Source organism: Enterococcus silesiacus, assembly GCF_001886225.1.
Lineage (GTDB): Bacteria > Bacillota > Bacilli > Lactobacillales > Enterococcaceae > Enterococcus_L > Enterococcus_L silesiacus.
In genome coordinates, this window is record NZ_JXLC01000020.1 from 41,755 (window position 1) to 56,263 (window position 14,509).

General features: G+C 33.4%; 12 protein-coding genes and 1 other annotated feature. Of the genes, 3 read left to right on the forward strand and 9 right to left on the reverse strand.

All coding sequences use genetic code 11. The annotated features are described in order from the left end of the window. Positions 1-212: 212 nt before the first annotated feature. From RV15_RS13120 to RV15_RS13150, 7 genes are all read right to left on the reverse strand, one after another. Positions 213-524 (reverse strand): V-type ATP synthase subunit F, encoded by a 312-nt coding sequence (locus RV15_RS13120; protein WP_071878477.1) that lies wholly within the window; start codon positions 522-524, stop codon positions 213-215. After that, on the reverse strand, positions 514-1,515 hold the full coding sequence (locus tag RV15_RS13125) for a V-type ATPase subunit (RefSeq protein ID WP_071878478.1): 1,002 nt from the start codon (positions 1,513-1,515) through the stop codon (positions 514-516). The genes RV15_RS13120 and RV15_RS13125 overlap by 11 nt, the downstream gene beginning before the upstream one ends. A gap of 160 nt (positions 1,516-1,675) precedes the next feature. Then, entirely contained in the window at positions 1,676-2,257 is a 582-nt protein-coding gene (locus tag RV15_RS13130) for a V-type ATP synthase subunit E family protein (RefSeq protein ID WP_071878479.1), read from the reverse strand. A gap of 13 nt (positions 2,258-2,270) precedes the next feature. Further along, complete coding sequence (locus tag RV15_RS13135; protein WP_071878480.1) at positions 2,271-2,744, reverse strand: V-type ATP synthase subunit K; 474 nt, start codon at positions 2,742-2,744, stop codon at positions 2,271-2,273. A 15-nt stretch (positions 2,745-2,759) separates the two neighbouring features. After that, complete coding sequence (locus RV15_RS13140; RefSeq protein WP_071878481.1) at positions 2,760-4,763, reverse strand: V-type ATP synthase subunit I; 2,004 nt, start codon at positions 4,761-4,763, stop codon at positions 2,760-2,762. Further along, positions 4,750-5,076: a hypothetical protein gene (locus RV15_RS13145; protein ID WP_071878482.1), complete on the reverse strand. Its 327-nt coding sequence runs from the start codon at positions 5,074-5,076 to the stop codon at positions 4,750-4,752. Before RV15_RS13145 ends, RV15_RS13140 begins: the two co-directional genes overlap by 14 nt. A 168-nt stretch (positions 5,077-5,244) precedes the next feature. Next, positions 5,245-5,292, reverse strand: a sequence feature (sodium ion sensor (DUF1646 type); this cis-regulatory element may regulate processes involved in with the transportation of sodium ions). Positions 5,293-5,513: 221 nt separating this feature from the next. Then, the gene (locus RV15_RS13150; protein ID WP_071878483.1) at positions 5,514-5,831 is read right to left on the reverse strand and encodes a hypothetical protein; all 318 of its coding nucleotides are present in this window, start codon (positions 5,829-5,831) and stop codon (positions 5,514-5,516) included. A 344-nt stretch (positions 5,832-6,175) separates the two neighbouring features. Here RV15_RS13150 and RV15_RS13155 point away from each other — a divergent pair, with 344 nt between their 5' ends. The 3 genes from RV15_RS13155 to RV15_RS13165 all read left to right on the forward strand — a co-directional run bounded on the left by RV15_RS13155 (position 6,176) and on the right by RV15_RS13165 (position 9,890). Then, positions 6,176-6,499: a hypothetical protein gene (locus tag RV15_RS13155; protein WP_071878484.1), complete on the forward strand. Its 324-nt coding sequence runs from the start codon at positions 6,176-6,178 to the stop codon at positions 6,497-6,499. 478 nt (positions 6,500-6,977) lie between these two features. Beyond that, positions 6,978-7,892: a helix-turn-helix domain-containing protein gene (locus tag RV15_RS13160; RefSeq protein ID WP_071878485.1), complete on the forward strand. Its 915-nt coding sequence runs from the start codon at positions 6,978-6,980 to the stop codon at positions 7,890-7,892. Positions 7,893-8,447: 555 nt separating this feature from the next. Then, positions 8,448-9,890 (forward strand): glycosyltransferase family protein, encoded by a 1,443-nt coding sequence (locus tag RV15_RS13165; RefSeq protein ID WP_245791368.1) that lies wholly within the window; start codon positions 8,448-8,450, stop codon positions 9,888-9,890. Between the two features lie 1,103 nt (positions 9,891-10,993). Here the strand turns inward: RV15_RS13165 and RV15_RS13175 are convergent. Both RV15_RS13175 and RV15_RS13180 read right to left on the reverse strand, forming a co-directional pair. Beyond that, on the reverse strand, positions 10,994-12,445 hold the full coding sequence (locus RV15_RS13175) for a 6-phospho-beta-glucosidase (RefSeq protein WP_071878488.1): 1,452 nt from the start codon (positions 12,443-12,445) through the stop codon (positions 10,994-10,996). Between the two features lie 76 nt (positions 12,446-12,521). After that, positions 12,522-14,369: a beta-glucoside-specific PTS transporter subunit IIABC gene (locus tag RV15_RS13180; RefSeq protein ID WP_071878489.1), complete on the reverse strand. Its 1,848-nt coding sequence runs from the start codon at positions 14,367-14,369 to the stop codon at positions 12,522-12,524. Positions 14,370-14,509: the final 140 nt, after the last annotated feature.

Here is a 14,509-nt window from a genome sequence, read left to right on the forward strand (position 1 = left end):
TGCTCTTTGCCTCTTTCATATTTTATCTTTTTCCCGAAAGGCTAGCCTGTAAAGCTAGATCAAAAGTAAAGCTGAGCAAGCCGTTTAGCTTTCGAGCAAATTAGGAAAATGATTTAATGATGTTTTTTATCATTGAAGCATTTTATCTATTTGTTGAAGAAGCTGGCTTGCAAAACCGGGACACATATGGTTGAACAAAACGCTCCAACCTTCTACAAAATATTCTGACCAACAGCTCTTTCAACATTATCCTGAATTTCCTTCAAGCCAATGCCTTTGGTTCCATTGTGACTTGGAATCAGTATGATTGCCGGCGTGACCTCACTTTTATAGCGTTGAATCGTTTCAGCTGCTAATTCAGAAGCATCTTCTGTCACAAAGATCACACCAAAATTATTCTTCGCCATTGATTCGATCGTCTCCCTAACCTGATTTGATGAAACTGCATAAACAACCTCAAAGCCAAAAAGTTTAAAGGGCATTACAGAATCTCTATCACCGATTACACCGATTTTATGCACCATCTGTTACACGCATCCTTTCTCTAATGACTTCGATTGGAAAGTTACTTCGTTTACTAACTAAAATCAACCGTAGATTTTTCCATTCCACTTCCTTAGCATTTAAAAAAGCCAGCAGTGGCAACGGACCAAACGCCATGATCTTTGCTCTATCATACAAACTTGTCAAATAATTGTCTTTAACTTTTTCAAATGCAACCAAATCTAATTCTTTTGTTTCAACAGAAACAATCGGCGCTAACAAGTCGCCATAACGCGTCCCTAAAACGAATTCTGTGAACGCACTTAACGTTTGTTCTGTAAATTCTAAAAAACGCTCTTTTGGAATATTGCCTGAGCTAGATAAAACGGTCGATAAGAAATTTTCATGCTGCCCTTGAATGATCCCTCTAGCCATTGTAGAAATATTCGTCAAATCAATAAAAGCTGTAACTTCCGCAAGGATGTCTTGATCACCTATTTTTTCTGCTAATTGACGTTGAAACGTTAAAAAATTTCGATCGTAAATAATATCGATTGCCTGTAACGTAGACGATTCTTGAAAATAATCCAATACTTCAAGAATGGCGGTCATCAAAGCTTCTGGTAATTCTGTAGATAGACGTGTGCGGATTGCACTTTTTAAGGTCTCAATAGAATAACGTCCATCATCGATAAACAGGTAATCCAACTCTTTTCCCGTTAGTTCAGCTTTGGTCAAAACTTTTAAATTATGAAACGTGATTCTGGAAGTATAGATTGTTATAACCTCTGGTTCTGGCGCCATTTCGTACAGCCATTCATATAATTTGCCCTTCTCTTTTGAATAAATATATTCAAATCTTTCAGCAAAGTCAGCCGCCATGTATGCGCCATACACAGTATTTCTTAAAACATCCTTTAGTTCTTCTGTATTTTTGGCATTCAATAATTGTTCATATTGAGCATTACTCAATAATTCTGTTTCTTTAAGACGAATCAAAGGATTGATTTGATTATATGCAGTCTCTTTCATCATGATCCTCCTAAACTTAAAACTGAAAACAGGAAATTATGACTGAAACGCTCTTTGCCTCATTCAAAAATTCACCTTTTTTCGAGATATTCACCAAGTAGCTAGTGCTTCAAAATAATCCATGGAGCTCTTGTTCTTGAGCATTTGAAACCAAGGGGTACTATTGAAACAACCGTTCTGCTATTTTAAAACTGTCGATTTTCTTGATTTCCTGAACAAGAGTAGCAAATAAAAAGTTATATTCGATCCCATCTTTGGCAATGATAAATCCACCAACAGCCGGAATTACTTCGCTTTCTAATCTCAAAGTCAATTGATCCGTAGAATGCGCTAGTAACCATTCATCTGACAGCTTTCCTTTTGAGAACGCACCTAATTGTACTAAACATTCACCTTCAATCGGCATTTGAGCCAAAATTTGTTCAGCAAATGTTTGAAATTCACTTTCTGACCACTGATTCATTCGCTCGACTGATTCTGTAAATAGTTGCTCCAAGTAACCTTGTTTTTGATTCAATGTTGCTTGTTTGATTTCCAACTGTTGTCGGTTTTGTTTTTGCTTAAATGCTTTTTTGGTTTGTTCTTCATTTTTTTCGATTATTTTACTTTCTTGTAAGCTCAAAGCTTCTTCTTGTTCTTGATATTCTCGGTCGATCCGCTTCATTTCTGTTGCTTTCAATTCTGACACTTCGGTTTGACCTTTTTCTAGAATTTGCTCGACGATCTTTTCGATTGCATCCATGTTTTTCCTCCTGTTACTTCACATTTAGTACAAGTAAGAATGAGATAACAAACCCAAGAATGGCATATGTTTCAACCATGGCCGCGTAAATGATCCCTTTTGTTGCATGCTCAGGTTTCTTCGCTAAAATTTGAATACCTGCTGCAGCAACACGGCCTTGCGCAATCCCAGAAAATAAGCCGGCAAAGGCAATCGGCAATGATGCTACAAAATAGTCTAAGCCTTGAACCATTGTCATATCATTGTTTAAATTAATAAAAATCAAGAAAGCAATAACAAACCCATATAATCCTTGCGTACCTGGCAAGAGTTGTAAAATCAAGGCCTGCCCAAATTTTTCTGGTTGCTCTGTTGTCAACGCTGCTGCCGCTTCACCAGTAAAACCAACGCCTTTAGCCGAACCAATTCCTGCAAAAATCGTTGCCATTGCCATTCCTAAAACTGCAAAAAGAATGCCACCGTTGTTATTAATTAAGTAATCTATCATATTATTATTCCTCCACTATTCTTTGACTTTTGATTTTTTTTCAATGTTCATATATTTTTCTTCTGTTTTTAACGGCTTAAAGGCACGGCCACCGCCGGCATAAAACTTCCCGAAAAACTCTACATATTGTAATCGCGCACCATGTACATAGGCACTTAATAAGCTTAAAAAGAGATTCAATGCATGTAACGCGATGATCAATAATATCCCGACTGTAAATCTTGCTATAGGCGGCATAAATTCAACCAACATATTAAACGCCGCAGCGATACTACCACCAGAAATTCCTAAAGCCATCAATCGAGTGTAACTGACTAGATCACCAATATAACCGGTCAAGCCATACAAACCATACAAACCTTTAGCTAAGCCTTTGACTTTTGATTTTGTTTGAATGATCGGCACAATCACAATGGATAAAGCGGAGATAACCGCCACAACAATTCCTGCTGTCACTAACCCATCATTACTGAATATCAGCATCCCTAACACAATAATCAAAATACCTACGAGTAACCCTTGCCATGCAAAACTTTCGCTGATGCTATCCAAATATCGTTTACGCTTGGTCAGTTCGATCCCATTAACCATTAACCCAGTCAATAACTGAATAAACCCGAAAATAACCGATAAAATCAAAATCGTATTTACATCTTCTGTCGTCGATAAAATTGGAAATGGCAGTTGAAGGCCAAACAATACTTTCGGCAAAGCCACACCAAAAAATGACCCATAAATAAAACCCCAGATAATTGTTGGAAACGATAATATTAAGAAGAAATCAGCAAATCGCTTCATCCCTCGAGGTAAAACTAGCAACTTCAGTGCAAATAATGCACCAAAAAGCATTATCAAACCATAGCCGATATCTGCCACCATCATTCCAAAAAATACCATATAAAATGGGGTCATGATCGGTGTTGGATCGATTTCATCATATTTTGGTAAGCTGTACATTTCTGTAAGCATCTCAAACGGCGCTACGAGAGAATTATTTTTTAGCTTTACTGGGATGTCTGTTTGAATTTCCATATCTGTCGGCTGATCAAATGTAATATACACCTCATCTTTTGGTAACGCATCTTGTAATGCAGTGGTTAATTCTCGTTTTTCATCTACAGGAATCCAACCTTGCATAATAAAAAAATAAGTTGTATTCAGCAGATGCTTTTTCGCTTCTTCACGATGAATATACGCATAAGTCATCTCTTCAGCAAGGTACAATTCCTCCAAATGAGCTCGATAGGAAGACAAGCTATTCTTCAGATGCTTCTCCTGCTCAACTAACAGTGCTAATTGTTCCTTATTCTGCTGGTAGGCTTCTTTAGGTAACATATCATATGGGTAATTAAATTCATTAAAGCTATAACGCTCAGTGATTTTTGCTACCTCTGCTAATTGACTCTTTAAGTAAACCAAGCTGTAATAGACATGATTTTGACTATGATAAATTTCTTCAACATAAACTGAGCTGAGACTTTCTATATCTGCTAAAAATAACGCATGATTCGCTGAACTGATTGATCCTAGTATAATATCTGTATTTTCAAATGAATTTTTTTGAGGCACAATATCTAAATATTGCCAGCGAGCAAGCCATTTTTCCTTGGTCAATAACTCTTTTCTCGTAGAATCAATTCTTGCCAATTCTCTCTTTAGCTCAGCTATCTCCTTTAAATAACCACTGATTTTTTTATCATCGAAACTCTCCTCCAAAGAAATCAGTGTCCGAACTTGTCTTTTTAATGGTTTCTTTTTTGATGAATTTTCTGAAAAACGTTCGATAAAGGTTAGTGAATCTTGAATGTCCGTCAGCATTGTTTGAAAACGTTTCTTTTGACTATCGTCTTCTGTCAACAATGTCGAGGCGAAGTTTTTTTCTATATAAGAACTATCTACACTTGAATGAAAAAAATCTTTGATTTCGATTGCCTGCATACCTTGAATTGCTTGAAGAATTGCTTCTTCTCTTTCGGAGGCAGCGATGATCGTCATTTTTTCCATTTTATTGACTGCCATAGATTTTTTTCACCCTTTCTATTACATAATCAATAATAGATGCTTTATTCTTTTCGTATTTTTCTCTAAAATCTTGATTTTGTTCTTTCGCTTCACTAAGCAAAATATCTTTTTCTTTCTGAAGCTCCGCATTTTTTTGTGTCTCTAATTCCTGAAGTAATACGGTGATTTTCTCCTGACTTGCTACTTGTTTTTGCTTAAATTTCTCTGCCTTTTTTTGCTCATACAAACTCAGTTCTGTCTTGACCGTTTGTCTCATTCTTTCAACATCTGCTTCTGCTTCACGAATTCTATCTAGTGCTTCTAAAACCATTTTTTCACCCCTAGCATCGGATTATTTTGTCTTCATCCTTATTATTAAATGTCTGCCCTTTTTTTACAATCAAAAAGAGAATAACTCTTGCCTTTATTTAAACGCAAAACGTATTCCCTTAAAAATTTTGATTGAAAAATAAAAAAAGGGCGTAAGTTCAAAAAACCATTCTTCTCACCCCTTGAAGAACCTGATCCTTGAAGCTTGCGCCCAACCATTTTTATTCATATGACTGTATCTTAGCAAAAAATAACTAAAAATACAACTAATTTTCGTGTAAACTTTATTTAACTTATTAAAAAGAGCCCACCTTCATTTGAAGATGGACAAGGAGTCTTACTCATGAGAGTAAATGAAAAAAAGTTTATTGTTAGGATAAATTTATCTTACTATCATGCCAATGTTTTTACAAATAATATGCACAGCAATTTCTATCTCTAAAAAAAGAACACTTCTAAAGCATACGGCGAACGACTAACTCGCTCAATAATGGTTTCTTTCCAGACATCGGTAAACCAATCATACTGCATTTGATTGATAATACTTTTTTTCAATTCACTCATTAATGTTTCCTCATTGATATCATCTTCATAAAATGAGCCCATCAAGGTCATCAGTTTCGTGTTATTATGTTGCTGGAATCGATAAATACGTCCTTTTTCTATGTAATAAAACCAATGATTAATAATGATTGCAAAACGATCTTCTCTATTTTCCAACAAGATACTAAACTGTTCAAGTGTGATTTTTTTCATAACTGTACTCCTTTTATTCTTCACTACTATTGGTTAACAAGAATTACTTTAGCTTAAATAAGCAAACAAAAATAGGAAGGCCTATTTTCTAGCCTTAACTTTTGTTGAGCTAACGCTCTGACAAAATCCTCGTTTATCATATCAAATATTTAAAATATAGACAATCTTAGATAGAAAAAATCCTCTTTTGTACTTTTCAGATTACGATAATTTGATTCAATTCTTAAAAAAATAAATAGAAAGTTCTAAGTTAATTGATTTTATTTTGCTTTTTTATCCAAAATTACGTGCTATTTGATATAATAAAAGAAAGAATATGTATTACAGTAACGGGAGGAGAAACAATGGAACAAAATTTGATCAAGATTACAACAACTTTCCATAATACTTGGTTAGTCTCTCAGAAAAAAGATACTTTTTCTGAAGAAAATGATATTCTTTTTGGCGATACATTGCGACTTTCTATTTCTAAAAATGATTCTTACTTTTTTTCAGAAGCAATTGCTTTAACCTATAATAAGGAAATTCTATCCAGAGAAATGCCAACTGATAGTGAAATTGAATTTTTTGATTATATGAAAATGGCTGAAGAAAAAATGTTTTCAAAAAGTCTAGCCGCTAAGTATGGTGTACAAGCCTATGTCACTCCTGGACCTACAGCGGACTAACTAAGATAAGATGATTAAAGACAAATCAAATAATAGCCTCTGATTTACTTCATTCAACAGGAAAAGTAAATCAGAAGCTACTATTTTGCACTTTTTTTGTTACGCACTTTTTATTTATACATTTAGTTTTTTTAGTTAAATTCTTTGTTTACAAAAATTTTTTTTGATTACTTTAAACAAGATATAGTTTAATACGTTTTAGACTCCTCCTGTAATTACATATACAGAAATAACACTTGCTACAGCAGCTATTAATGAAATCATCAACACACCTCCTACTCATTTTTTAGAAATCAACGTTTGCAAACAAATAATTTTCCTTAGGTAAAGAATAGCAAACAAGTCAAAAAAAATAAAGTATTAAATTCAAAAAGTGCGAAATTGGCATAAAAATCAAATAAAATATTCACTTTTTTATTAAAAATAGGAATTTCCTAATCATTTCATGCTATAATCGCATAAGAAGGGAGAGAAACTCTTGAATATCATAGAAACATTACGTTTTTTTAGACTTAAATTGAAGTTACCTCAAAGAGAAATGATGTCCGAATTCACTGATCCGTCCACCTATTCAAAAATTGAAAGTGGTAAACGCGCTCTTAAGGTAAATGAATTAGAAGAAATATTGAACCAAACATCTATTAGCGTTGACGAATTCTTTAGTTTTACAACATTCGATAAACAGCAACAAGATTTCAGAGAAACTTTTTATTACTGCGGTGCGCATTTAGAAAATAAGAGTACAAAACAAAAACTACTGAACTATTATTATTCATTGAAAGATAAAGATAAAAAGACATTACGAGAATTATCAAATTATATTGGCATTAAAAATTTTTTCAATGCTCATTGGGAGGAAGTTGATCCAGTGACTTTTGAAGAAATAACCGATATTTTTCAAGATTTAATGAATAAATCTTTCTATATTCAATATGACTACATTATTACCGCAAATTTAACTCGGTTTTTTAATACAAAGCAAGCGGATTTAGTACTTGCAAGAATGTTTCCAATAAAATATGAAGAACAACGTGATTTTACGACTAAAAAATTTGCGTATAATATACTTATCAATTTAATTTCGAAACGATTGTATGAAAAGGATTATGAAAGTGCCAAAAAATATATAAAACTTGCTAAAAAACAAGATAAGCAAAATGAAAACTACAGTTTTAAGTTAAACCTTCAATATCTAACCAATCTGCTGAACTATATTATTGAAGGCGAACTTGTTTATATAGAGCGTGTCTATGATTTTATACATTTGTTAGAAAACACTGGTGATACTTTACAAGCAGAACAGGTAAAAAAAGAAGTAAAGATCTTAATCCACGAAAAAGATAGCGAAAAAATGCTACAAAGTTATGCAGTTGGTTTATTAAAAGAATCTTAGTTTAGCTTAAAACCAAGAATATCCCACCTCTTTCAAGGTGGGATAAGGAGTATTACTCGGATTGAGTAAAATGAAAATACTGTTAGGGTACATTTATAATACTACATTGTGTTACAAATATCAACCCTTTGGTTAATAAATATTTTTTATTTGTCATTTTACTGTTTTTCCATTTTAAATACTCTAAATTAATTTTTCAAAAGCTGATTTATTCATTATTCTGATCTGCTTTTTTAACTTCGAAAATTAGTAACACATTCATATCACCAAGATAATACTCTCCCTTAATAGTAATTATTTTATATTTTTATTCATTATTCTGTTAAAATAAAGAAAATTAGATAAAGCAGGCGAACACATTTGAATATAAAATATAACAAAGCAAACATTATCATTTTATTACTTTTATTATGGATCAGTATTCTTTCGATCTTTCCCTATTTTTTTAATAACTACATTTTTAGTCAAGACGATCTAATCTTCCACAGAACAAGATTAGAAAGCTATTCTCAAGCCGTCAGACACTTTGATTTTTTCCCTCGCGTTTTCCCAACAATGGGCTTAAATTTTGGTTATGGTGCCGATCTATTCTATCCTTCTATCTTATTATTGCCTTTTGCTCTTTTTAGAATAATCGGACTCTCTTTTGTCCCCTCCTACTATTTATATCAACTATTGATCAGTTTTGTTACTGCGATTACTTCTTATTATTTTCTATATTCTATAAAAAAAGCAAAAAAACAAGCACTTTTGTTTGCTTGCTTTTATACACTTTCTACCTATCGACTAATTGATCAATCAGTCCGTGCAGCGCTTGGAGAAACTTTAGCTTTTGCCTTCTTGCCATTGTTTGTTCTCGGAGTCTATTCAATTTTTTACAGCGATAAACATCGATGGCAATTATTGGGCATTGGAATGAGTTTATTGATTGCCAGTCATTTGATTACTGCTTTCTATTCTTTTGTCCTATTGTTGATCTTCCTATTGATCAATTGGAAAAAATGTAAGCAACCGCAAATCAAAAGCCTGATTCAATCTGGTTTATTATCGCTTGGATTATCTGCATGGTTTTTATTTCCTTATCTTGAACAAATAGATCATTTAACGTTTAACTTTAGCAACACAACACTTTGGACAAGCGGTTTAAATTTTAGTTTAGGTAAGTTGTTTATAAATAGTCTTTCCAATTTGAGTGCGCCATTCACTGAATTAAAACCTAATATTGGTCTATTGCTCTTAGGTGCTATAATTGTTGCTGCTATTCGCTTTCGAACACTAACGCCTACAAATAAACGCCTTGCATTAGCGGCTATTTTTACGCTCTTATTAGCTACAAATATCTTCCCATGGGGTCTTTTTAAAGTCTCTGTTTTAGCAACAATTCAGTTTCCCTGGAGATTATTATTATTTGCATCCTTCTTTACAAGTTTGCTTGCGGTTTGTTTGATTGACCAATTTCAGTTTCTTTCCAACAAAAATATAATTTTATTTATTGCTCTATGTAGCTTTTTAACACTCAGCTTTAACGTGAACAACCTAATGCAGAGTAGCATTCAAAATAACGTGACTGTGACCAATGAAAACTATACTAACTTTTATGAATCTGAAATTGGTCATGGAAAAGAGTATCTCATCAAAGATACTGATTTCAAAAGTTATTTTGCTGCTCCGGGTCTAATCATCGATGGCATTCCTTATGCTAATTCGTCTAACCAAATGAGTAACAAATACAGCTATAGTAGCTATACGTTTCAAACAAATGGCATTCAAGAAGTTCAACTGCCTAAATTTTATTACAAAGGCTATGAGGTAATGGATGGTTCTAAAGTAGTCAAATCCTATAATAAAGCTGGTTTAGTCACAGTCAAACTTGATTCAGGCGATCACAAACTTACGGTCTCATATAAAAAAACGATTATACAAAAAGTGTCAGTTACTCTTTCTATTGTAGTGATTGGCATGATGCTTTTGTTCAAGAAAAAAACCGCTATTCGATGATAATGCAGTATTGTGGACCACAAAAAACTATCATTTTAACACTTTTTATTCAAATATAGAACCCATAAGTAGTTTGGAACTTTTCCATGTAATTTATTAGAACATTCCCATTTCTATAGATAAAAAAAGGGAGAATCCAAGTACAAATGTTTTAAAAACAATTAATACCCATACCAGATTCAATATAACATAACTTATTATTTCGATTGATTTTACTTTGACATTTCGTTCATCAAATTTCCAAAAATAGTTTATGGGTATAATTAATAACAATAATATCACTAGGATATAAATAGTTGTCTGCACAATAGATGTATCGGAAAATCTGAATCCAACAGCTAACTGTATACATACAAAAATACCCGCGGTTAACAAGCAAAATACTCTTGAATGAAATTTTTTTATTCCGAAGAATAAAGCTAAGAACAAAGTCACTAGCGGAAATATTGGAAATAATAATACGGACATTCTTTCACCTACTACTATTTTTTTTAATTTAATCGTTTGTTGTAAAACTCAGCTGTAACGTTATCTTTTTCGAATTATTTTTGTTATAAACTTATTTTCTGTCAGACTTTATACTAGTAATGACACAAAAAAGAAGAATCATTACTCCTACTCCTAAACACCAATATACTGTAGAATTCTATAAAATCAATACAAATAATAGATAGCAATATATTCATATAAATCCTTTGATAGTTATCATACTCCCCTAATCCATACTGTTCAAAATAGTATTTAAAAGTATTAAAGGTTCCATCTTTGTTCAACGTTACTTGTAGTCACCCATATCACCACTTCTTCAATGTTCCCATTATTGATAATTATAGCTAAACTAAAAATGAGCATTCCATTAAAAAAATTGACAGTATAAAAGTTGATGTACAGAGGTTTGTACATTATCTTTTATACTGTCTGCCTCCATAGGCGGAATGAACTTGAACAACGAAATAGAGTTTATAAATCTCTATATACATCATTACCTTAAATTAAACTGAATTTGTTTAGCATTTTACCCTATTTGAAAATAAATCATGGTAAATAACTAACATTTGTATCTATTCTAAATTACTTTTTTTATTATCTTATAAACCTAACACTTACTTCCCCACATTCAAATTTTTACTAGAAAGATTTTCCCCATTTGTCTCAATTACCTGCTGATACCAATAAAAAGATTTCTTTTTAGAACGCTCTAAGGTTCCGTTTCCTTCGTCATCACGATCCACATAAATAAACCCATAACGCTTACTCATTTGTCCTGTACTAGCAGCAACTAAATCAATACAGCCCCAAGTTGTATATCCAAGTAATTCTACGCCATCAATTTCTACGGCATCTTTAAATGCTTGAATATGTTTTCGTAAATAATCAATGCGGTACTCATCTTCTACATACCCATTATCATCTGGCCTATCAATTGCCCCCAAGCCATTTTCAACAATAAATAAAGGCTTTTGATAGCGATCATATAGTTGATTTAAGGAGTTTCTTAAACCTAATGGATCAATCTGCCAACCCCATTCAGTTGAAGGTAAGTTTTTATTTTTTATTGAAGCAAAAATATTGCCAGTTGATTGCTCATAATCTTCTGAATGTGCACTAACCGTTCGTGAACAATAATAAGAAAAGGTCACAAAATCAACTGGTGATGCTGCAAGGATTTCCTCATCTCCTGCTTCCATTACAATATTTAAACCTTCTCGTGCTAATTTTTTTAAGGCATAATTTGGGTATTTTCCCCGTGCCTGGACATCAATAAAGAAATAGCCTTCGCGATCACGATTAATTGCTTCTTGATAGTCTTCTGGGCGACACGTATAGGGGTAATGGCTACCACCTGCCAACATACAACCAACCTGATTTTTTGAATCAACTTCATGGGCAATTTTAGTTGCTAAAGCACTTGCTACTAGTTGATGATGCGCAGCTTGATATTTAATTTCTTCTTGATTTTCACCTTCTTTAAAGATAATGCCTCCACCAACAAAAGGCTGATGTAGTAGGATGTTGATTTCATTAATTGTTAACCAATACTTAACTAAGCCTTTATACCGTTTTAAAACTGTTTCAGCATACCGTGTATAAAATTCAATCAACTGACGGTTCTTCCAACCACCATAAGCTTTAATCAAATGAATGGGTACGTCAAAGTGAGCAATCGTTACTAATGGTTCAATTTGATGCTTTCTTAATTCTTTAAAAATACCTTCATAGAATGCAAGACCTTCCTCATTTGGTTCAGCATCATCTCCATTAGGGAAAATACGAGACCATGACAATGACATTCGATAAACTTTAAACCCCATTTCCGCAAATAATTGAATATCTTCCATATAACGATGGTACATATCAATTGCCTCTTTTGCAGGGTAATAATAGCCGTCCTGCCAATCTAACATTTCCAACTCACCTAAAGCTACTTTCTTACGATCTTCACCACATGGTAATACATCAATATTAGAAAGCTTTCTGCCACTTTCTAATACACCGCCTTCTGCTTGGTTTGCAGCTGTTGCCCCACCCCACAAGAAATTTTTATCTAAAGTCATATTCTACAGCTCCTATTCTTTTTTTCAAAACTATCAATCTTAATTATTATCCATTTAGATGGTCATTCTATTATCTTTACACTTTAACGATTAATACTTCTTCGTTATTTGCTAATTGTCCTTTAGTTGTTAGTTCAATTGAAGAATATTGAGGGGTATTGGTTATCACAACTGGCACTTGCATTTCATAGCCAGCTTCTCTTATTTTTTCCAAATCAAAGTTTAGGATTACCTGTCCTTTTTTTACTGTTTGCCCCGACTCTACTAAGGTATCAAAATATTGACCTTTTAACTCTACAGTATTTAAACCTACATGAATTAACAGTTCTATTCCTGTATCCGACACAAGTCCAATCGCATGTTTTGTTGGAAAAATAGCTTCAATTTTTCCATTAAATGGTGCAATCACTTTTCCTTCTATTGGCTCAATAGCAAATCCTTTACCAAGAGCCCCTGATGCAAAAGCACCATCTTGTACTTCACTCAAAGGAATAACATTCCCTTTAATAGGATTAGTTACTGTTGTATCTTCTAAAATAACTTCTTTAACTGATGGGATTTCCACTTCTTTTTCAAATTTAAAACTTAAAATATAGGTTAATACGGCTGATACGACTGCTGAAATGATCAAAGCAATCACAATATTCCAGAAAAAAGCCATCGAATTATCACCAATATAAAGTAAAATTGCAGGCAAACCTGATGATCCAGTTGCAAAGCGGTGTGTATTCGTTAATCCAGCATATAAACCACCAGCTCCACCACCAATCATAGCAGCAATCAACGGATATTTTTTAGGTAAATTCACACCATATAATGTTGGTTCAGTAATCCCCATGTATGCAGTAATTGAACCCGATACTGCTAGTTGCTTCAATTTTTTATCTTTTGTTCTGAACGCAACTACTGCAGAAGCAGTGGCTTGAGCGATATTTGAACAAACACAACCAGGACCAAAAATACTATCATAACCAAGTTCTGCCATTTGCATCACACCTAAAGGAGCCACACCATTATGCAGGCCAAACATCACCATAATTGGTAAAAAACCACCGATTAAAACAGCTGGTACCCAACTTGCGTTCACACTTAAAAATGTAAAGAATGCTGCCAGATAACCACCAATAATACTACCAATCGGACCTAATACTGAAAACGCCAAAGTTCCCATAATTAGGAAAGTCAACATTGGTACAAAAACCAATTCAACTGATTTTGGTATCACACGATTGAGGAATTTCTCCACATAAGATTGAACCAAAATAATTAAAAGAATCGGAATAACAGATCCAGTATAAGTAGCTAAGTTAAAAGGAATAATATCAAAAAATTTAACTGGCTCCCCAGCTGTAACTAATGCACCCCAATTTGGATGCATCATCATTGCTGCAACAGATGCTGCCAAGATAGGATTACATCTCAACTTTTGAGCAACTGTAAAGGCTAACATCATCGGTAGGAAGAAAAATACACCATCTGCAAATAAGTTCAATAAATAATACGTTTGTGATTCAACAGAAACAACCTTAAAAACAACTAACAAGGCTAGAACAGCCTTCACCATTCCAGCTCCAGATAAGGCAGGAATAATTGGCTGGAATGTACCAGTTACAAATTCAATAATGACATTAAATATGCTTTTTTTCTCTGTTGGTGGCTCATTTTTTGCAGTCACATCAACTTTTTTATCAATTTCCTCAAAGACATCTTTCACATGTGTCCCTATAACAACCTGATGAACACCTGCATTTACCAAGTAAGTCGCTATTCCCTCTAGCTCACCAAGGCCTTCCTTATCTACTTTTTGCTCATCTACTAATTTAAAACGAAGACGTGTTTGACAATGATAGGCATCTGTTATATTTTCTTTTCCACCTAACTTCTCAACAATGTCTTGAGCCAACTTTTCATACTTTTTACTCATGGATTTCTCCCTTCAATATAACAAGATCCTATTTTGAATGAACCGGTTATTCAACTCTTGTTTCTAATCGAACTTTACCACTTATTGATAGCGTTACCAATAGTTTCAAAACATCTCGAAACATATTCCGAAAAAAACAA

What these genes read in the sequence shown, in the direction of transcription:
- RV15_RS13120 (WP_071878477.1), bottom strand. Translation starts at nt 524, where the DNA reads ATGGTGCATAAAATCGGTGTAATCGGTGATAGAGATTCTGTAATGCCC.
- RV15_RS13125 (WP_071878478.1), bottom strand. Translation starts at nt 1,515, where the DNA reads ATGAAAGAGACTGCATATAATCAAATCAATCCTTTGATTCGTCTTAAA.
- RV15_RS13130 (WP_071878479.1), bottom strand. Translation starts at nt 2,257, where the DNA reads ATGGATGCAATCGAAAAGATCGTCGAGCAAATTCTAGAAAAAGGTCAA.
- RV15_RS13135 (WP_071878480.1), bottom strand. Translation starts at nt 2,744, where the DNA reads ATGATAGATTACTTAATTAATAACAACGGTGGCATTCTTTTTGCAGTT.
- RV15_RS13140 (WP_071878481.1), bottom strand. Translation starts at nt 4,763, where the DNA reads ATGGCAGTCAATAAAATGGAAAAAATGACGATCATCGCTGCCTCCGAA.
- RV15_RS13145 (WP_071878482.1), bottom strand. Translation starts at nt 5,076, where the DNA reads ATGGTTTTAGAAGCACTAGATAGAATTCGTGAAGCAGAAGCAGATGTT.
- RV15_RS13150 (WP_071878483.1), bottom strand. Translation starts at nt 5,831, where the DNA reads ATGAAAAAAATCACACTTGAACAGTTTAGTATCTTGTTGGAAAATAGA.
- RV15_RS13155 (WP_071878484.1), top strand. Translation starts at nt 6,176, where the DNA reads ATGGAACAAAATTTGATCAAGATTACAACAACTTTCCATAATACTTGG.
- RV15_RS13165 (WP_245791368.1), top strand. Translation starts at nt 8,448, where the DNA reads ATGGGCTTAAATTTTGGTTATGGTGCCGATCTATTCTATCCTTCTATC.
- RV15_RS13175 (WP_071878488.1), bottom strand. Translation starts at nt 12,445, where the DNA reads ATGACTTTAGATAAAAATTTCTTGTGGGGTGGGGCAACAGCTGCAAAC.
- RV15_RS13180 (WP_071878489.1), bottom strand. Translation starts at nt 14,369, where the DNA reads ATGAGTAAAAAGTATGAAAAGTTGGCTCAAGACATTGTTGAGAAGTTA.